This window comes from Ruegeria sp. C8, assembly GCF_056537565.1.
On record NZ_JBQFRV010000019.1, the window covers coordinates 62085 to 79156 of the forward strand.

The following is a 17072-nucleotide window of genomic DNA, read 5'->3' on the forward strand; positions in this document are numbered from 1 at the left end:
GGCGTGCCGGGTGCGCAAGGACGCACCCGGCTCGTGTTTTCCTCAGACCATGTGCTTTGGCCAAAAATTGTGTTTAAATTCGTAAAGAAAGGAACCTCCCTCATGAGCAGACGCCTGCTGATTGTCGAAGATGACGCGGATACACGGGACTTCATCGCAAAGGGATTCAGCGAAGAAGGCTATGTGGTCGAGGTTGCCGCAGATGGCCGCGAAGGTCTGTACCACGCCACTGACGGAGGTTTTGACGCCATTATTCTGGACCGGATGCTGCCCGGATTGGATGGCTTGTCCCTGATCAAATCCATGCGCGCGGCCGGGCTAAAAACGCCGGTTCTGATGCTGACCGCCATGAGCGCCGTTGATGAACGTGTCAAAGGGTTGCGCTCGGGCGCGGATGATTATCTGGTCAAACCCTTCTCGTTCCAGGAACTTCATGCACGGATCGAGGCGCTGCTGCGCCGCCCGCAGGACGCCGAAGAAACTCCGACCCTGACCTGCAAGGACCTTGAGATGGATTTGCTGACCCGCAAGGTCACGCGTGACGGGCACGAGATCTCATTGACCCCGCGCGAGTTCCAGATCCTTGAATTCTTCCTGCGTCGTAAGAACCGAGTTGTGTCGCGCACCATGTTGCTTGAGGGCGTTTGGGACTATCATTTCGACCCGAACACAAACGTAGTGGACGTCCACATCTCGAAACTGCGGCGTCAACTGGACGAAGGCGGAGATTTACCGCTGATTGAAACCGTCCGGGGCGCGGGTTACATGATGTCTGATGGATAACCTTCGGCTTTCGGTAAATAATTCCAGAACAAGACTTGTCGTCGCCAGCATGGTTCTCAGCACCATTCTGACGGCGACGGTGCTGGCTTTGGTCTATGTGACGGCCAATCGCAGCATCGAATCCGAAACACGCTCGGTCGTCTCGGCGGAACTGACCGGACTTGCCGATGAATATGAGCGGCGCGGTCTCATTGGTCTTATCACCGCGATCGAACGCCGCCTGCCCAGTGCCTCGGAGCGCGACGCGCTTTATCTTTTGACCGACCGGTTTGGGAACAAATTGGCGGGCAATCTCAAGCATTGGCCCGAGGACATCACGGCGGGCAGTGGCTGGGTCGATCTTGAGGTGCGTCGCGCCGACAATGACGAGCTGGTGCCCGTCTCTGCCGCTTCGATCCGCCTGCCCGGTGGCGAGCGCCTTATTGTTGGCCGTGATGCTGTTGCCCGTCAGCAGTTTGACCGCGTCCTGCTGCGCTCGGTTGCGCTGGCGCTTGGAATTGCGCTTCTCCTCAGCCTGTTGACTGGGTGGCTGTTCACGCGGCTGGTGTTTTCGCGCCTGTCCGACATCGCCAGCACGGCGGAGAATATCGTTTCGGGTGATCTGTCCCGCCGGATGCCTATACGCGGCACCGGAGATGAATTCGATCAGGTTGCCGGAACCCTGAACACCATGCTCGACCGGATTGAAGAGCTGATCAGCAACCTGCGTACGACCTCCAACTCGATCGCACATGATCTGCGATCCCCCCTTTCTCGGTTGAAACAAAGGGTCGAGGCGCTGTCTGACCCGGACAAGAGCGATCTGGATCGCGAGATCGACATCGCCCGGGCCACCACCGAGGTCGATCATGTCTTGCGCGTGCTGGGGCAACTGACCGAAATCTCACGCGCCGAGGCCGGGCTGGGGCGCGAACAGTTTGAGGATGTCGATCTGCACCAACTGGTTGCGGATGTCGTGGACCTTTATGAGCCTGTCGCGGCGGATCAGAATGTCCGACTTGAGGTGACAGGACAGGCCAAGCCCATTCAGGGCCACCGCCCTCTTCTGTCGCAAGCCTTGTCCAACCTGCTGGACAACGCGTTGCGCTATGCGCCAGAGAACTCGACCATCACCGTATCTCTTGCAGAGGACACCGCCTGCACCCGCGTCAGCGTGCGCGATGAAGGGCCCGGCGTTCCGGAACAGGACCTTCCTCGCTTGCAACAGCCTTTCGTAACGCTCGACCCCGCGCGGACAGAGCGTAACGCCGGGCTGGGCCTTGCTTTGGTGGCTGCAATCTCACGGATGCATGGCGGCGCGTTCGAGGCGCGCAACTGCGATCCCGGCCTCGAAACGACGCTGAAACTGGCGCGCTAACTCGGGCGTCCGTTGATCGCCATGTTCTTGTTTTTATAGCGCTTATCCTCGGTCACATCCGCACCGAACCACGCAGGCGGCGTGTAGCCTTTCGCATCTAGCTCCGAGGTGAATTCGACCTCTACCAGACACAGCGGCGCCAGATCGCCTTCGAACACATCCAATTCAAACACACGCCCATCCGGCAACGTGCCCGTGTATCGCACTTTCTCAACCCGCTGTCCGTCGGTCTCGGGCCAGAAGGTTTCGAACTGATCGGCTGAAATCTCGGCCTCCCGCTCGACACGAACCAGACCGCCCGCTCCTTTGAGGGTCAGAAAAAAGCTGTCATTCTTCTGCCGCAGTCGCATCTCCACCGAGTCCTCACTGGCCGTCAGATAACCTTGCCGCACCACGGCCTTTTTGGTTCCAGCCAAATCGGGCAGTTCAGCGACCAGAAATTTGCGTTCGATTTCAATGCTCATTTGGATGCAATCACCCCATTTTCCAATTCATCATAGAGCGCCTTATAGGCTTCACTGGCCGCACTACGTGCAGCATAAGTGCTGACCGGAGCGCGGTGCTGACCCATTTTCTCGATATCCGCGGTGAAGGGAATCGAGGTCTGCAGAAACCGTTTGCGGTATAGCCCGCGCATCTTCTCCATTGTGTCCTGATGCAAAATCTTGCGCTTCTGCACCATCGAGAAGAACGCCCTCAGCTTTTTTTTCCGCAACTTGTGTTCTTCGAAAAAGCTAACCAGCTGATCGAATGTGCGTTCCGAAAGTGTCGTCGGGATCACCGGCACAACGATCTCATCAGCGGCGCGGAAGATGTTCTCGGACAGGGTCGAGAAGTTCGGCGGGCAATCCAGAATAATCACGTCATAATCGCTGCCTGCCGCGACCAGAGCCTTCTTCAAACGCGAGCGCTTGTTACGCATCCGGGACAAGAACACGTCGAAATCGCGGTATGTCAGATTGGCGGGCAACACATCCAAACCTTCGAAGTCACTGGCCCGGATGGCCTTGGTAAACCGTTCAACATCCTCAAAAAAACGCGCGTCTGTCAGTTTTTTCGAAGGCTTAACCCGGAAGTAAAACCCCGAGGCCCCCTGCGGGTCAAGATCGCATAAAAGCACCTGCTGACCCGCCTGCGCGTAGGCATAGGCAAGGTTCACCGAGGTCGCGGTCTTCCCGACCCCGCCCTTGTTACTGTAGCAGGCAATGATCTTCATTCCTCACTCCTTTGTGTGGTGAAACAGGCTGCGGAAAAGATGCCGAGTCTCCGGGCTGTCGAAATGCTGAAAGTTTGAAATCACACGGGCACGCTCGGCCTTTTGGCGTTGGTCCAGAACAGCGATCAGCCCGCCAGCGGCCAAACCAAGCTGCGCGTCCACGCGGCCTTGAGCGGTGCTTTGGTCGGCAACAAACGCCAGAAGCGCCTCTTGCTGGACGGAGTAATCGTTGAACAGACCCAAGTTATCCTGCAGCTTTTTCAGAGGCTTGAGGATCGTTTTGAAATCCTTCGCGTCGAACAGAGGCCCGAAGAACTCCATCAGATAGCGCAGTTTCTTGCAGTCGATCCGAAGGTCGTGAACGGTTTGATCCGGCGTCTCGTCACTAATACTGCGGGCGAGTTTGCAAGTCTTGCGATAGCGTTTCCAGATCAGCGCGCAGGCATAGCTATAGGCACCTCGTTCCGCGCTCGGCCCGGTTAGCAGGTTTTCAGGACTTGAGAATTTCTGCGCCAGATCGGTCATCGCAGTTTCATAGGGCGCGCCGCGCAAATGACGGGTCAGACGGGACAGTTCCTTGGCACGCGCTTGTTCGAACCGGTCGAACATGCCCTGAACACCAGCATGAAGATTTTCCGGTACAAGACTGAGATACATATCTTTTTCCAGAAGATAAACATCCAGATCCCGCAATCGCCCGGTTGGAGCCATAAGGTCCGAGAAGACGCGTTTCAATTCTGCCGTCTGCTGGTCTGAAAACACCCCTTTGAACAAGCTCAAGACTGAGCGAATGCGCCGCAAAGACACCCGGTAGTCATGCAGAAATTCGGTATCGATATCCGCCACTATGCCAGCTTCGTTCTGACGCGCGACGCCCAGATAGGTCCGGATCAGGTCGGTCGCAACCTCCAAAGAGGGTTCTTGCGTGCCAAGCGCGACCTCCGGTTTGGCACGGTAACGCATCATGTCTGGGAACAAAACGTCGAACAAGTCGTCAATACCGCCCGAAGACATCCTCTCAAGACTGTCACAGGCCGCAGCAAAAGCGCGATCATAACCGCGCAGTTTTTGCAGCCAGACAAACGCCACCTGCCCGCGATCCGTGCGCAGCGACAGGGTATGCCCCCGAACCTGCGTCTTTTGCAGATCGTCGAGAATCGCGAGCGTGCCTTCATCGAACTCACCCGCGCCAATCGGCGTCAGGGCGCGCAAAGTAGGAAAGCCGCTCAGCGCCGCCTTCACCGGACCTTCAGGGAGGTTCTGTACGAATTGCCCCTTGCCGTTGGCGTGCTGCTCTGAGACCTGCCCCTGCATCGAGACAAGCCGCAAGCTCCCTCTGTTCTCGAGCAATACCCGGCCAGAGCTGCGCAACGACTGATCGTGACAATCGAGCATAAGGACCGGCGCGGCGGTGCCCATCTCGATATCGACAGTGTGATTGGGCAAACCGCGCTCGAACGCGGCCTGATCAAGCCCGCCGGGGAGGATGAAGAATCCGTTTGTTCCCTGCGACACGCCTTACCCCTGCCCGATCCTTCTACATATCGTCATGAGACCGTGAATCGCGCGCTGCATCAAGAACAAGATCAACCAAACCGGGGTTTTGTGCGGGTGACAGGTCAAAACCGTCCGGCTAAAACCAAGGCATGTCTGATCCGGTCTCCTCCATCCGCAACCTCGGCCCCGCCTTCGAACAGGCTTGCACCCGCGCGGGTATTCATTCGGCGCAGGAGCTGCGAGAACTGGGTGCCGACGCCGCCTATGCCAAGCTGTTGGCAGCAGGTACAAAGCCGCATTTCATCGGCTACTATGTGTTGGTGATGGGGCTGCAAGGCCGCCCTTGGAACGACTGCAAGGGCGAGGAGAAAAAGGCGTTAAGACAACGGTTTGACACGATCAAATCCGGCACCAAGGCGGCCCCGGAAAGCCAAATGGTCTCAGACCTGGATGCCATCGGGGTGCGGGTTGCAGCGCACGATCTGAAGCAGATCTGAAACGAAAAAGGCCGCCCCCAGCAGGAGCGGCCCAATCTGTTCACCAAAGTGACGGCTTAGCCGACCAGTTCGATGCCCGAGAAGAAATAGGCGATCTCAACCGCTGCTGTCTCAGGTGCGTCCGAACCGTGGACCGAATTTTCGCCAACCGATTCCGCGAACTCGGCGCGGATGGTGCCGGCTGCTGCGTCTGCGGGGTTAGTCGCGCCCATGACTTCACGGTTCTTTGCAATGGCGCCTTCGCCTTCCAGAACCTGAACAACGACCGGAGCCGACGACATGAATTCGCACAGTTCGTCATAGAACGGACGCTCGGCGTGAACTTCGTAGAACTTGCCAGCTTGCTCTTTGGTCATGTGGATGCGCTTTTGCGCAACGATGCGCAGGCCCGCCTCTTCGAACTTGGCGTTGATTTTGCCAGTCAGGTTGCGGCGGGTTGCATCGGGTTTGATGATCGAGAATGTGCGTTCCAGTGCCATGTCGGCCTCTCCTTACAATGTGGCGCGGGGTGTGCGCCGAAATCCATCGCGCGCCGCCTAACATGGTCTGTGGCTCATGGAAAGTCTTATGATGCCTTGCCCCGCGCTTTGCGGTTCAGATTGTGTCAGGCAAAGGCTCTAGACGGTCGACACGGCGAACGTAGAGCACCGCAAGCAGGCCAATGAAACTGCTGCCACTCATCATGCCCAGAACCAGATACGGGCCGTTTTCGGCGTTGACGAATGCTCCGGTGATAGAGGTCAGCACAGCCCCTAGTGCCACGATCATCGCTCCCGAAAGCCCAGCGGCGCTACCCGCCAGTTTCGGGCGCACTGACATGACGCCAGCGGAGGCGTTGGCGTTGGTCAAGCCGTTGCCAAACCCTACGCAGACAGCCGAGCCGAAGAATACCCAAACCGAGCCCAACTGGCCCAGAAACAAAAGCAACCCAAGGAAGGGGCCGGTCGAGGCTACGATCCGCCCAATCAGGATCATCGTGGTCAGCCGGGTCCGAGCAGCGATGCGTCCGGTGATGAAATTTCCCACCATGAAGCCACCGGTGATGATGCCAATGCCTAGGCCCAGCATCGCGGGGCTTAGATCGAACCACGCTGCGGCCACCAATGGCGCGCCAGTGATAAAGCTGTAGAACCCCCCAATCGAAAACGCAGCGCAAAGGGCATAGCCCCAGAACCTGCGGGCACGGAACAGGTGCGGGTATTCTCTCAGCTGTGCAGCGAAAGTCGAGGAGCGGTTGGTATTGGTCTCACCCATATCGAACCAAAGCAAGGTCAACAGTCCCGCCCCCAACAGCGAATACAAAACGAAGCCTGCCCGCCAACCGAAGAGCATATCAAGCGCCCCGCCCAGCATCGGCCCGAGCATCGGCGCCAAGGCCATTGCCATAGCGACATAGCCAAGTCTGCTGGCGGCCTCATTCGGCGGGTATTGATCCCGGATCGACGCGCTGGACAAGACTGAGCCCGCCACCACAACGGCTTGCAACAGACGGAAGCCAAGGAATAGCCAGATCGACTCGGCGAGGGCGCAACCGATTGAAGCGCAAACAAAGATCGTCATGCAGATCAACAGGACAGGTCTGCGTCCGTAGCGATCCGACAGCGGCCCCAAGATCAACTGAAGTATGGCTGAAACCGCGAGATACCCCGCGACTGACAGGTTCACGAGGCCATAGTCGACCGCGAAATCCTCACTCATATGCGCCAGCGAAGGTAGGAACATATTCAGCGAAAGAACCGACAGCGCCGTAGCAAAGATCAGCGTGATCAAAGTTGGAGGCGTCTGGGCCGCGCGCATGGTCAAAACCGTTTCAAATTGGCAAACGAGAAAGCGCTAACACATCGCTGGTCGGTTGAACATGCTTAGCCGCTGGCGGCGGCATCACAGCTCTGCTAAGAGCGCGTCATGTTACGGATCGAAGACATCATCTACGCCGTTGAGGGCCGCCCTCTTTTCGACGGGGCCAGCGCAACCATCCCAGATGGCCACAAGGTTGGCCTTGTGGGCCGCAATGGCACCGGCAAGACCACCCTCTTCCGCCTGATCCGGGGGGAGTTGGCACTGGAATCAGGCAATATCTCGATCCCGAAACGCGCCCGGATTGGTGGCGTGGCGCAAGAGGTGCCCTCGTCCGACGTGTCGCTTATCAATACAGTTCTGGCCGCCGACACCGAACGCAGCGCGCTGATGGTTGAGGCTGAAAGCGCCGAAGACCCCGCTCGCATCGCCGAGATCCAGACCCGACTGGCGGATATCGACGCCTGGTCGGCCGAGGCGCGCGCGGCCTCGATCCTCAAAGGTCTGGGCTTTGATGACGACGACCAGCTGCGCCCGTGTTCCGATTTCTCGGGCGGTTGGCGGATGCGCGTGGCGCTGGCGGCGGTGCTGTTCTCGCAGCCCGACCTGCTGCTGCTGGACGAACCGACCAACTATCTCGACCTCGAAGGCGCGTTGTGGCTGGAGAGCTATCTGGCGAAATATCCGCATACGGTCATCATCATCAGCCACGACCGCGGTCTTTTGAACCGGGCCGTAGGTTCGATCCTGCATCTGGAAGATCGCAAGCTCACCTACTACGCAGTCCCCTACAACAAGTTCGCCGAGCGCCGTGCCGAACGTCTGGCACAAGCGGAGTCGGAGAATGCCAAGGCTAAGGCCCGCATCGCTCATCTTCAAAGCTTCGTGGACCGCTTCCGCTACAAGGCGTCCAAAGCTGTTCAGGCCCAATCCCGCCTGAAAATGATTGAACGCATCCAGCTGGTCTCAACACCGCAAGAGGCCGCCCTGCGCGCGTTTTCCTTCCCCGAGCCCGAGGAACTGTCGCCCCCGATTATTCAAATCGAAGGTGGTGTAACCGGCTATGGCGAGGTCGAAGTGCTGCGCCGTCTGAACCTTCGCATTGATCAGGACGACCGGATCGCGCTGCTGGGCAAGAACGGTCAGGGTAAGTCGACCCTGTCCAAGCTGCTGTCGGACCGGCTGCCCCTGATGGCTGGCAAAATGGCCCGCAGCAACAAGCTGCGGATCGGTTACTTTGCGCAGCATCAGGTAGATGAGCTGTATGTGGATGAAACCCCTCTGGACCACCTGCGCCGTCTGCGCCCGGACGAGGCGCCGGGCAAATGGCGCTCGCGTCTGGCCGGGTTTGGCCTGAACTCCGATCAAGCCGAGACAGAGGTTGTGCGCCTGTCCGGCGGGCAAAAAGCCCGTCTGTCTCTGCTGCTCGCCACAATCGACGCGCCGCATATGCTGATCCTCGACGAGCCGACCAACCACCTCGATATCGAAAGCCGAGAGGCTCTGGTCGAGGCGCTGACCGCCTATTCCGGTGCGGTTGTGCTGGTCAGCCACGATATGCACCTGCTGTCGCTGGTGGCGGATCGGTTGTGGCTGGTCTCGGACGGGACGGTCAAGCCGTTCGACGACGACCTCGAGGCCTATCGCGCGATGCTGTTGGCCCGGGACAAGCCAGTCAAAACAAAGCCGCAGGCTGCAAAGCCCAAACGCCCGTCTCGCGAGGCGATGCTCGCCCTGCGCGCCGATCTACGTAAATGCGAGGACCGGATTGAAAAGCTGACGGATATGCACGAGAAACTCTCGGCCAAGCTGGCGGATCCGGCGCTGTATGAGGATGACAGGATCAACGATCTTGAGACCTGGAACCGCAAATTCGCCGAGGTCTCGGAAGCCATGCAAAAAGCCGAGACCCTATGGGTGGCCGCAGCGGAACGCCTTGAACAAGCCGAGAATGCCGCATGATGGATCTGGCCTTTTTCATTACCGCCTTCACCACCTTGTTCGTGGTGATCGACCCGTTCGGCACCACGCCGATCTTCGTAGCACTGACGCAGGACATGGATGCCAGGACCCGGCGCAAAACAGCCATTCGCAGCTGCCTGACCGCCGTCTTCATCCTGATCGCCTTTGCCGCCTTTGGCGAGGCGCTGTTGGGCTTTGTCGGGATCTCGATGGCCGCCTTCCGCGTTGCGGGCGGGGCGTTGCTGTTCCTCACCGCGCTGGACATGCTGTTCGACCGCCGCACCAAACGCCGCGAAGACCGGGCCGAGGAAGAGGAACATCCCGACCCGTCCGTGTTCCCTCTGGCCATTCCGCTGATCGCGGGGCCGGGTTCAATCGCGACGATCATCCTGCTGGCCGGCCAGCATCCCGGCGTGCTGGGCATTGTCGAGGCTTGTATCGTCATGCTTGCGGTGATGTCTGTTGTCCTGATCTTCTTTCTGGCTGGCGGGTTGATCGGCCGCATTCTGGGCAAGACCGGGTTGAACGTCCTGACCCGGCTGTTGGGTATGTTGCTGGCGGCTTTGTCGGTTCAGTTCATTCTGGATGGCCTCAAGGCCTTTGGATTCGCGTCCTGACCCCCCATATACTGCTGTGTAGCGAGTAAGGAATTGGGCATGGACACCGACAATGTAATGCGTTTGGTCTACCTCAGCGTGCTGGGCACAGCCGTTGTGTTCTGGTTCCTGGCGCAGAACCGCCAATCGCTGAACAAAACCCTGCAGCAGGTTATGGCCTGGGTGTTCATCTTCGTGGGTGTCGTGGCCGTGGTTGGCCTGTGGGAAGATATCCGCACAACGGTGGGCCCTGCTCCGCAGATGACGGTGACGGGTGAGTCGATCGAGGTGCCCCGATCAGCCGACGGGCATTACTATCTGTCGGTTCAAGTGAACGGAGAGCCGATCACCTTTCTGGTCGATACCGGAGCCAGCCAAATTGTTCTCAGCGACAAAGACGCCAGGCGCGCGGGGATTGACCCGAACCAGCTGAACTACTTTGGCCGTGCCCTTACCGCCAATGGAGAGGTTCGGACCGCTCCGGTACGGCTGGACACGCTGACGGTGGGGCCAATCACCGACCAGAATGTCTCGGCCTGGATCAACGAAGGTGATTTACACAAGTCGCTGCTGGGCATGGACTACCTGCATCGTTTTTCGAACATCCAGTTCACCGACGGGCGTATGATCCTGTCGCGCTAGGCACGTGTGACGCTTGAGAACAAAATAAGAACATGATATGAGTTACTCATGTCTGTTCAGCTTCTTGGTCAAAAGCCCGCGCGCGCCGCGCCGGGGGTTACGCTACAGGATGGGATCACCCTGCAACTGGGGCGCGTGCATGAAGGCTGCGGCCCCGCGCGGCGCAGCTTTGCCATGTGGCTGGCCGGTCAGATGCAGGGGCCGGTCCTATGGATTTCCCCCGCATGGGAGTCCGGGCAGTTGAACCCCGACGGGATGATGCCTTTTGCCGATCCCGCCCGGTTCATCTTTGTCCGCCCCACCCGCGCCGAGGACCTGCTGTGGTGCATGGAAGAAGCGTTGCGCAGCGGGGCCATCCCGCTGATCGTTGGGGATCTGCCCGGCGCGCCGGGGCTGACGCCCGTGCGCCGGATGCATCTGGCCGCCGAACAGGGCGGCACCATGGGGCGGGCCCCGCTAGGCCTGCTGCTGACGCCCGGTGATGGAGGTGCGCAAGGGATCGAGACCCGCTGGCACATGGCCGCCGCACATCAGGGCGAGGCGCGCCGCTGGACCCTGACCCGCCGCCGCGCCCGCGCCCTGCCTCCGGTCAGTTGGATCGCCACGCAGATCAAACCGCGCGCCGGGCTGCAGCTTGACCAGATCGCCGCCGTGGACTGAACACACCTAATCACGCATTTTTTTGTTGGTCCAAGGGGCCGCGCGCCCTAGCGTCCGGTCATGAGAGATTTGACCCGACGTGCCGTTCTTACGGGGCTGGCGACCCTACCCTTCGCCCAAGCGCTGCATGCAGCGCTCAGACCCTATGCGCTGTCGGATAGTGGCACGAAGGTTGGCTTTAGCTTCGATCTGTCCGGCGTTTCGCAAAACGGCACCATGCCGATCCGGACAGCGGATGTTCAAGTGGATACGACACGCCTGCAAAACAGCCGGGTGCAGGTGGCATTGGACGTGAGCAAAGCCAAAACCCGTCTGCCCTTTGCGCGCGCGCCCATGCTCAGTCCCAGTGTACTGGACGCCGAAAGCCATCCGACCATCACCTTCGTCTCAACCGGGATCGAGCTTGGGCAGGATGGACGCATCTCGGACGGGGCCCGTATCACCGGGGACCTGACAGTTCGGGGAGTGACGCGTCCGATCACATTGCAAGCCAGCCTCTACCGTCCGCAGGGCACAGCGGCGGGTGATCTGGATCGCCTGTCGATCAGCCTGAAGGGCGCGCTGAACCGGCACGACTTTGGCGCCTCGGGCTATCCCGATCTGGTGAATGACACCGTCACACTGGACATTCGCGCCGAAATCAGCCGCCTCTGACCAAAGGCGAAAGTTCAAAAACGACTCCTTGACGTCGAATAGCTGCGCGCATTGTTTGAAGGCCTCGCCAAGGTGGACCCATCATGCGCACGATCATTTCCTTTGCCGCCCTATTCCTTTCTGTCATTCTGCTGCAACTGTCGACCGGTGGCGTTGGGCCGCTCGATGCCATTTCCGGCATCACGCTGAATTTCACGACCGAACAAATCGGTCTGCTAGGCTCGGCGCATTTCATCGGTTTCTTTGTCGGCTGTTGGTGGGCTCCGCGTCTGATGGGCAGCGTCGGGCATTCCCGTGCCTTTGCTGTCTGCACCGCGCTGGGCGCGATGGGTCTGATTGGCCATACCCTGACCGAAAACCCCTATGTCTGGGCCTTCCTCAGGATCGCGTCCGGCACCTGTGTCGCCGGGTGTTACACGGTGATCGAGGCATGGCTGAACGCGAAAGTCACAAATGAGACCCGGGGGCGCGCCATGGGCACCTATCGCATCGCCGATATGGGTGCATCACTGTGTGCGCAGTTGATCATCGCTGTGCTGCCGCCTGCCTCTTACGTCTCGTACAATCTGCTGGCGATCCTGTGTTGTGCCTCCTTGCTGCCGCTGACCCTGACACGCGCCAGCCAACCCGCAACCCCTGACGCACCGCGTCTGCGCCCCAAACTGGCCTGGCGCAGCTCTCCTTTGGCGGTTGCCGGAGTCATCGTTGCTGCGCTCAGCTCTGCCTCATTCCGTATGGTCGGCCCTGTCTACGGGCAAGAAGTCGGGCTGGGCATAGATCAGATCGCCTTCTTCCTCGCCTCATTTGTTTTGGGTGGCGCGATGGCGCAGTACCCGATGGGATGGCTTGCGGATAAATATGACCGGCGCTGGGTGCTGATCTGGTTGTCTGCCGCTGCGGTTTTGAGTTGTGGAATAACCATGATGGCCAGCAACACAGGGACGCTCGGGGTGATGCTGGCGGCATGGGTGTTCGGCTTCACCACCTTCCCAATCTTCTCGGTCTCCTCGGCCCATGCCAACGACTTTGCCACCACTGAACAACGGGTCGAGCTGTCTGCAGCGCTGATGTTCTGGTACGCGCTGGGCGCGATTGCCTCACCCTACGTCTCATCCACACTGATCGAAAAATTCGGCCCGGGCGCACTGTTTGCCTTTGTCGCTGTTGGTCATTTGGGTCTGATCGTCTTTGGTCTGGCCCGTATGCGTTCACGCCCCACCCCAGAGGAGCGGACGAACTATGTCTATGCCCCCAGAACATCCTTTACGATTGGGCGCTTGTTAAAACGCTCGCGCGAGGAATAGAGGCAGCGACGAGACACCCTTGGTGCTATGGTTCTAAGGATTGGAGATCTGTTCTATCGGACAGTCCGACCAGCACGAAACGGTCAAGGAATCTGTCCCGCAGAACAGGAACGTCCGTGCCTTGCTCAAGCGTGTCCCGGTCCTGCAACGGCTCTGCCTTCACGTAATGCGCATTGCCGAACCGATCCATGACACGCACCTCAGCCGGTCGTCCGCGCGACGCAGAGCCTTGGGTCACTACCCCCCTGCACCGTGCCAGCTCCCGTTCAGGCATTCCGTCCGTTTTGGTTTTTGTCAACAAACGAGTGAAAACCGGGCCGAAACCGCGCGCAAACCAAAGGCTAAAAATACCCGCCGGGATGGTGGCCAACCCAACAGGCCAATCAGAGCCCAACAGATCCTCGACGATCAGTTGAACGCCAACCCCAGACATCGCAAAACCGGCCAGCAAGACCACCAGCCAGATCATGACCGGCACATCGTCAATCCCCAACCGCGTCAGAGTTCCTGTTGCAGAGGCCGCCGGAGCCTCGCACTCGATCTCGGCCAGTTCCAACGCACTCAGATCAATGCCTGCTTCGATATCAAGATCGAAATCCGCAACACTCAGACCGGGGGCCTTCAGGTCGGTCAGACCTTCGCTGGCCAGAAGACTGCACCACAAAGCGCGGCGATGACCTCGGCCGCCAACAGGCCAAACAGCAGCGCAAGCGCCATCGTAAAGGGCGTGAATGCGCTTTGGAGAAGAAAATCGAACATAAACAAACACCGTGAAATCGCAGTTCTTTTGCATGAAGCAAGCGCAGAACGTCGTGCAGTGAAATCAAAAGACCGGAAATCAATTGGCCGCCTGAACGGTAGCGCCGGCCCGTGCCGGAATACAATCGACAATTTAGTCGCGGTTTTTTTCGACCGCAATCATGGTTTTCGTATCCTCCATGCCAAACCCACTCTTTTGCTAACGGGTCACATAAGGTAGACGGGCGCGCAGACAGTTACGTGGACACGCAAAATGGCTCGAATTCTCATCACCTCGGCGATCCCCTACATCAACGGGATCAAGCACCTCGGCAACCTGATCGGCTCGCAATTGCCTGCCGACCTGTACGCACGCTACCAGCGTGGCCGTGGGAACGAGGTCATGTTCCTGTGCGCCACTGACGAACACGGCACCCCGGCCGAGCTGGCCGCTGCCAAGGCGGGCAAGCCCGTCGCCGAGTATTGCGCCAATATGTATGCCGTGCAGGCCGATATCGCCAAACGCTTTGGCCTGAGCTTCGATCACTTTGGACGCTCGTCCAGCGAACAGAACCGCCACCTGACGCAGCACTTCGCTGGCAAGTTGGATGAGGCCGGTCTGATCCGTGAGGTCAGTGAAAAACAGGTCTACTCGAATGCCGATGGCCGGTTCCTGCCTGACCGCTATATCGAAGGCACCTGCCCCAATTGCGGCTACGACCGCGCGCGGGGTGACCAGTGCGAGAACTGCACCAAGCAATTGGACCCGACAGACCTGATCGAGCCTCGCAGCGCGATCAGCGGCTCGACTGATCTTGAAGTGCGCGAGACCAAGCACCTGTATCTGCGCCAATCGGCGATGAAGGATCAGCTGGATGCCTGGATCGACAGCAAGACTGACTGGCCGATCCTGACCACATCCATTGCCAAGAAATGGCTGCATGACGGAGACGGCCTGCAGGATCGCGGCATCACCCGCGATCTGGACTGGGGTGTTCCGGTCAAGAAAGGTGATCAGGACTGGCCCGGTATGGAGGGCAAAGTCTTCTATGTCTGGTTCGATGCACCAATCGAATACATCGCATGCGCCAAGGAATGGGCCGACGCGAATGGCAAGACGGATGCGGATTGGGAACGCTGGTGGCGCACCGACAAAGGTGCGGACGACGTGCGTTACGTGCAGTTCATGGGCAAGGACAACGTGCCCTTCCACACGCTTAGCTTCCCGGCCACCATTTTGGGTTCAGGCGAGCCGTGGAAGATGGTCGACCACCTGAAATCCTTCAACTATCTGAACTATGACGGTGGTCAGTTCTCGACCTCTCAGGGCCGAGGCGTGTTCATGGATCAGGCTCTGGCCATTCTGCCCGCCGACTATTGGCGCTGGTGGCTGCTGAGTCATGCGCCGGAAAGCAGCGACAGTGAGTTCACCTGGGAGAATTTCCAGCAATCGGTGAACAAAGACCTTGCGGATGTTCTGGGCAACTTCGTCAGCAGGATCACCAAGTTCTGCCGCTCGAAATTTGGCGAAGCCGTGCCCGAAGGCGGCACCTTTGGCGCGCGTGAACAAGAACTGATCGCCGACATCACCCGCCGCGTCCGCGCATACGAAGGCCACATGGAGGCCATGGAAGTCCGCAAATCCGCGCAAGAGCTTCGGGCGATCTGGGTGGCCGGTAACGAATATCTGCAATCCGCAGCCCCGTGGTCGACCTTTAAGGAAGACCCCGAACAGGCGGCAGCGCAAGTTCGCCTTGGCCTCAACCTGATCCGCCTCTACGCGGTTCTGAGCGCGCCCTTTATTCCCGACGCTTCAGCCAAGATGCTTAGTGCAATGAATACGCTGGATACAAGCTGGCCCGAAGATGTCGAGGCTGCGCTGAACGCCCTGCCCGCAGGTCATGCGTTCTCGGTACCTGATGTCCTGTTCGCCAAGATCGCCGACGAGGACCGTGAAGAGTGGCAGGAGAAATTTGCGGGTACGCGCGACTGACACAAGCTGCATGAAGTTCTGAAACGGGGGCCTCGACGCAAGGCCCTATAGGTAAATGTTGAAAGAGGTTGAGAGTTCAGCCTCTTTCCTTTTGTGCTCAGATTGAGAAGTTCGAAAATTGCCGCCAACTATCAGACGTTCGATTTTGGTGCAGCGAAGGACCGCTTCGAGCCCCAAGTGGACGTCAAGAACGGGCAAGTCCGCCACTTCATTGGCTAGCAGCCATCTCGCCGCTGGAAACAAAAAACGCAGTATTTTACTTTGAGGACGGTTCTTTACTTCTGTCATAAAACCGTCATACGCACTTGCAAAACACTGAGCTATGAGGTGCAGCATGCTGACGCTGAGCAATAAGCCTGTGATTGCCCAGGGCAATCGTCAGCATATCTATGAACACCCGAACGAACCGTCCCTTCTGGTGAAGTTGCCGCAGCCGGGCACGTACGACGCACATGGACAACTCCCGGACGTCAGTTGGATCGAACGCCGCTTTCGCCGTGCCACCATGTACAATGGTTTTCTGCGCGAGTTTCGCGAGTATTTGGAACTAAAAGCTCGCAAACAAGAACCCGGCGCGCTACTGCCAATTTGCGAAGTGCATGGAACGATGCCAACTGATTTAGGTCTAGGACTGGTGTACGAGCGCATTTCAGATCCTGATGGTAATTTGTCACCGACCCTCGGTGACATTATCCGAGCGGGTCGCTTAAATACCCTGCACTTGAAATTGCTTAAAGATTTTTTTGATGCGTTGATGGAAAACCACGTCGTGATTAGCAACAAGAACCTTGATAACATCGTATTCCAAACGCAAGGAGATGGCTTGGGCAGGTTTGTCTGGATAGACAGTTTTGGCTGCAAACAGCTTGTTCCACTGCGAAAGTGGTTGAAATGGTCAAACACTCGCGGTTTGAACAAGGTGCGTGATTCTGTTGTCGGTCAAGCAGAAGCAGCTCTGGCGCGAAGTAACGAAGCAAGTGGAAATTCACATTTTGTGTGACCGTGGCTTGCATATGACCCCGACGCGCGAAGTAGCTTCAGTGTGAGCACTCAGACAACTCCGCGTATCGCCTTCCAGCGCAATAACTGGCCGCAATATTCGTAGGGAGATGTTTTGTTGCGGACTAAGCCGACATCGAAGTCATACTCAAAATTCCGAATGTCGAGGATGAATATTTCGCCAATTGCTTTGCTACTTTAGGCGGAATACTATTTCCGGTAACTCGGTACTAATGACTGTTAAGTCCGCAGAGCAGCCTTAGCGTAACGCAAAAACGAACGGCGTTTTTTTTGCTTGCCGAGTTCAGAAACTGAAGAGATCCCGATCATACACAAAGCCCTTTGCAATACCGAGTTTCATAGCTGGGCTCTTGTGT

18 protein-coding genes are annotated in these 17072 nt (G+C 58.4%); 11 read left to right on the plus strand and 7 right to left on the minus strand.

Annotated elements, in window-relative coordinates; translation table 11 throughout:
• The first annotated feature begins 102 nt into the window (after positions 1-102).
• Both ACR0KL_RS19785 and ACR0KL_RS19790 read left to right on the plus strand, forming a co-directional pair.
• Entirely contained in the window at positions 103-783 is a 681-nt protein-coding gene (locus ACR0KL_RS19785; protein ID WP_170677756.1) for a response regulator transcription factor, read from the plus strand.
• Positions 776-2140 (plus strand): sensor histidine kinase, encoded by a 1365-nt coding sequence (locus ACR0KL_RS19790; RefSeq protein WP_170677754.1) that lies wholly within the window; start codon positions 776-778, stop codon positions 2138-2140. The genes ACR0KL_RS19785 and ACR0KL_RS19790 overlap by 8 nt, the downstream gene beginning before the upstream one ends.
• Here the strand turns inward: ACR0KL_RS19790 and ACR0KL_RS19795 are convergent.
• The 3 genes from ACR0KL_RS19795 to ACR0KL_RS19805 are packed head-to-tail and all read right to left on the minus strand — an operon-like array spanning position 2137 to position 4871.
• Positions 2137-2604 (minus strand): CYTH domain-containing protein, encoded by a 468-nt coding sequence (locus tag ACR0KL_RS19795; protein WP_170677752.1) that lies wholly within the window; start codon positions 2602-2604, stop codon positions 2137-2139. The two genes, ACR0KL_RS19790 and ACR0KL_RS19795, sit on opposite strands and share 4 nt — an antisense overlap.
• Positions 2601-3356, minus strand: coding sequence for an AAA family ATPase (locus tag ACR0KL_RS19800; RefSeq protein WP_170677750.1), 756 nt, complete (start codon positions 3354-3356; stop codon positions 2601-2603). The genes ACR0KL_RS19795 and ACR0KL_RS19800 overlap by 4 nt, the downstream gene beginning before the upstream one ends.
• 3 nt (positions 3357-3359) lie before the next feature.
• The gene (locus ACR0KL_RS19805) at positions 3360-4871 is read right to left on the minus strand and encodes a CHAD domain-containing protein (RefSeq protein WP_170677748.1); all 1512 of its coding nucleotides are present in this window, start codon (positions 4869-4871) and stop codon (positions 3360-3362) included.
• Positions 4872-5002: 131 nt separating this feature from the next.
• Here ACR0KL_RS19805 and ACR0KL_RS19810 point away from each other — a divergent pair, with 131 nt between their 5' ends.
• The gene (locus ACR0KL_RS19810) at positions 5003-5350 is read left to right on the plus strand and encodes a TfoX/Sxy family protein (RefSeq protein WP_170677747.1); all 348 of its coding nucleotides are present in this window, start codon (positions 5003-5005) and stop codon (positions 5348-5350) included.
• A 56-nt stretch (positions 5351-5406) separates the two neighbouring features.
• Here ACR0KL_RS19810 and ndk read toward each other — a convergent pair whose 3' ends face one another.
• Both ndk and ACR0KL_RS19820 read right to left on the minus strand, forming a co-directional pair.
• Entirely contained in the window at positions 5407-5829 is a 423-nt protein-coding gene (gene ndk, locus ACR0KL_RS19815) for a nucleoside-diphosphate kinase (protein ID WP_155143779.1), read from the minus strand.
• A 115-nt stretch (positions 5830-5944) separates the two neighbouring features.
• Positions 5945-7147: a multidrug effflux MFS transporter gene (locus ACR0KL_RS19820; protein WP_170677745.1), complete on the minus strand. Its 1203-nt coding sequence runs from the start codon at positions 7145-7147 to the stop codon at positions 5945-5947.
• A gap of 108 nt (positions 7148-7255) precedes the next feature.
• Between ACR0KL_RS19820 and ACR0KL_RS19825 the strand changes: the two genes are divergently transcribed.
• The 6 genes from ACR0KL_RS19825 (at position 7256) to ACR0KL_RS19850 (ending at position 12965) form a co-directional block, all read left to right on the plus strand.
• Positions 7256-9109 (plus strand): ABC-F family ATP-binding cassette domain-containing protein, encoded by a 1854-nt coding sequence (locus ACR0KL_RS19825; protein WP_170677743.1) that lies wholly within the window; start codon positions 7256-7258, stop codon positions 9107-9109.
• Positions 9106-9726: a MarC family protein gene (locus tag ACR0KL_RS19830; protein WP_170677742.1), complete on the plus strand. Its 621-nt coding sequence runs from the start codon at positions 9106-9108 to the stop codon at positions 9724-9726. The genes ACR0KL_RS19825 and ACR0KL_RS19830 overlap by 4 nt, the downstream gene beginning before the upstream one ends.
• 39 nt (positions 9727-9765) lie before the next feature.
• The gene (locus tag ACR0KL_RS19835) at positions 9766-10347 is read left to right on the plus strand and encodes a TIGR02281 family clan AA aspartic protease (protein ID WP_170677741.1); all 582 of its coding nucleotides are present in this window, start codon (positions 9766-9768) and stop codon (positions 10345-10347) included.
• Between the two features lie 48 nt (positions 10348-10395).
• Positions 10396-11007 carry a hypothetical protein gene (locus ACR0KL_RS19840; protein ID WP_170677739.1) on the plus strand — a complete coding sequence of 204 codons (612 nt, stop codon included), beginning with the start codon at positions 10396-10398 and terminating at the stop codon, positions 11005-11007.
• Positions 11008-11067: 60 nt separating this feature from the next.
• Positions 11068-11661, plus strand: coding sequence for a YceI family protein (locus ACR0KL_RS19845; RefSeq protein WP_170677737.1), 594 nt, complete (start codon positions 11068-11070; stop codon positions 11659-11661).
• Positions 11662-11744: 83 nt separating this feature from the next.
• Positions 11745-12965: an MFS transporter gene (locus tag ACR0KL_RS19850; protein WP_170677735.1), complete on the plus strand. Its 1221-nt coding sequence runs from the start codon at positions 11745-11747 to the stop codon at positions 12963-12965.
• Between the two features lie 25 nt (positions 12966-12990).
• Here the strand turns inward: ACR0KL_RS19850 and ACR0KL_RS19855 are convergent, their stop codons facing one another.
• Both ACR0KL_RS19855 and ACR0KL_RS19860 read right to left on the minus strand, forming a co-directional pair.
• On the minus strand, positions 12991-13629 hold the full coding sequence (locus ACR0KL_RS19855; protein WP_480554565.1) for an OB-fold-containig protein: 639 nt from the start codon (positions 13627-13629) through the stop codon (positions 12991-12993).
• Positions 13596-13724: a hypothetical protein gene (locus ACR0KL_RS19860; protein WP_480554567.1), complete on the minus strand. Its 129-nt coding sequence runs from the start codon at positions 13722-13724 to the stop codon at positions 13596-13598. Before ACR0KL_RS19860 ends, ACR0KL_RS19855 begins: the two co-directional genes overlap by 34 nt.
• A gap of 253 nt (positions 13725-13977) precedes the next feature.
• Between ACR0KL_RS19860 and metG the strand changes: the two genes are divergently transcribed.
• Together metG and ACR0KL_RS19870 are read left to right on the plus strand one after the other, a co-directional pair.
• Positions 13978-15696 carry a methionine--tRNA ligase gene (gene metG, locus ACR0KL_RS19865; RefSeq protein ID WP_170677733.1) on the plus strand — a complete coding sequence of 573 codons (1719 nt, stop codon included), beginning with the start codon at positions 13978-13980 and terminating at the stop codon, positions 15694-15696.
• A gap of 334 nt (positions 15697-16030) precedes the next feature.
• Complete coding sequence (locus ACR0KL_RS19870) at positions 16031-16696, plus strand: YrbL family protein (protein ID WP_480777419.1); 666 nt, start codon at positions 16031-16033, stop codon at positions 16694-16696.
• The last annotated feature ends 376 nt before the right edge of the window (positions 16697-17072 follow it).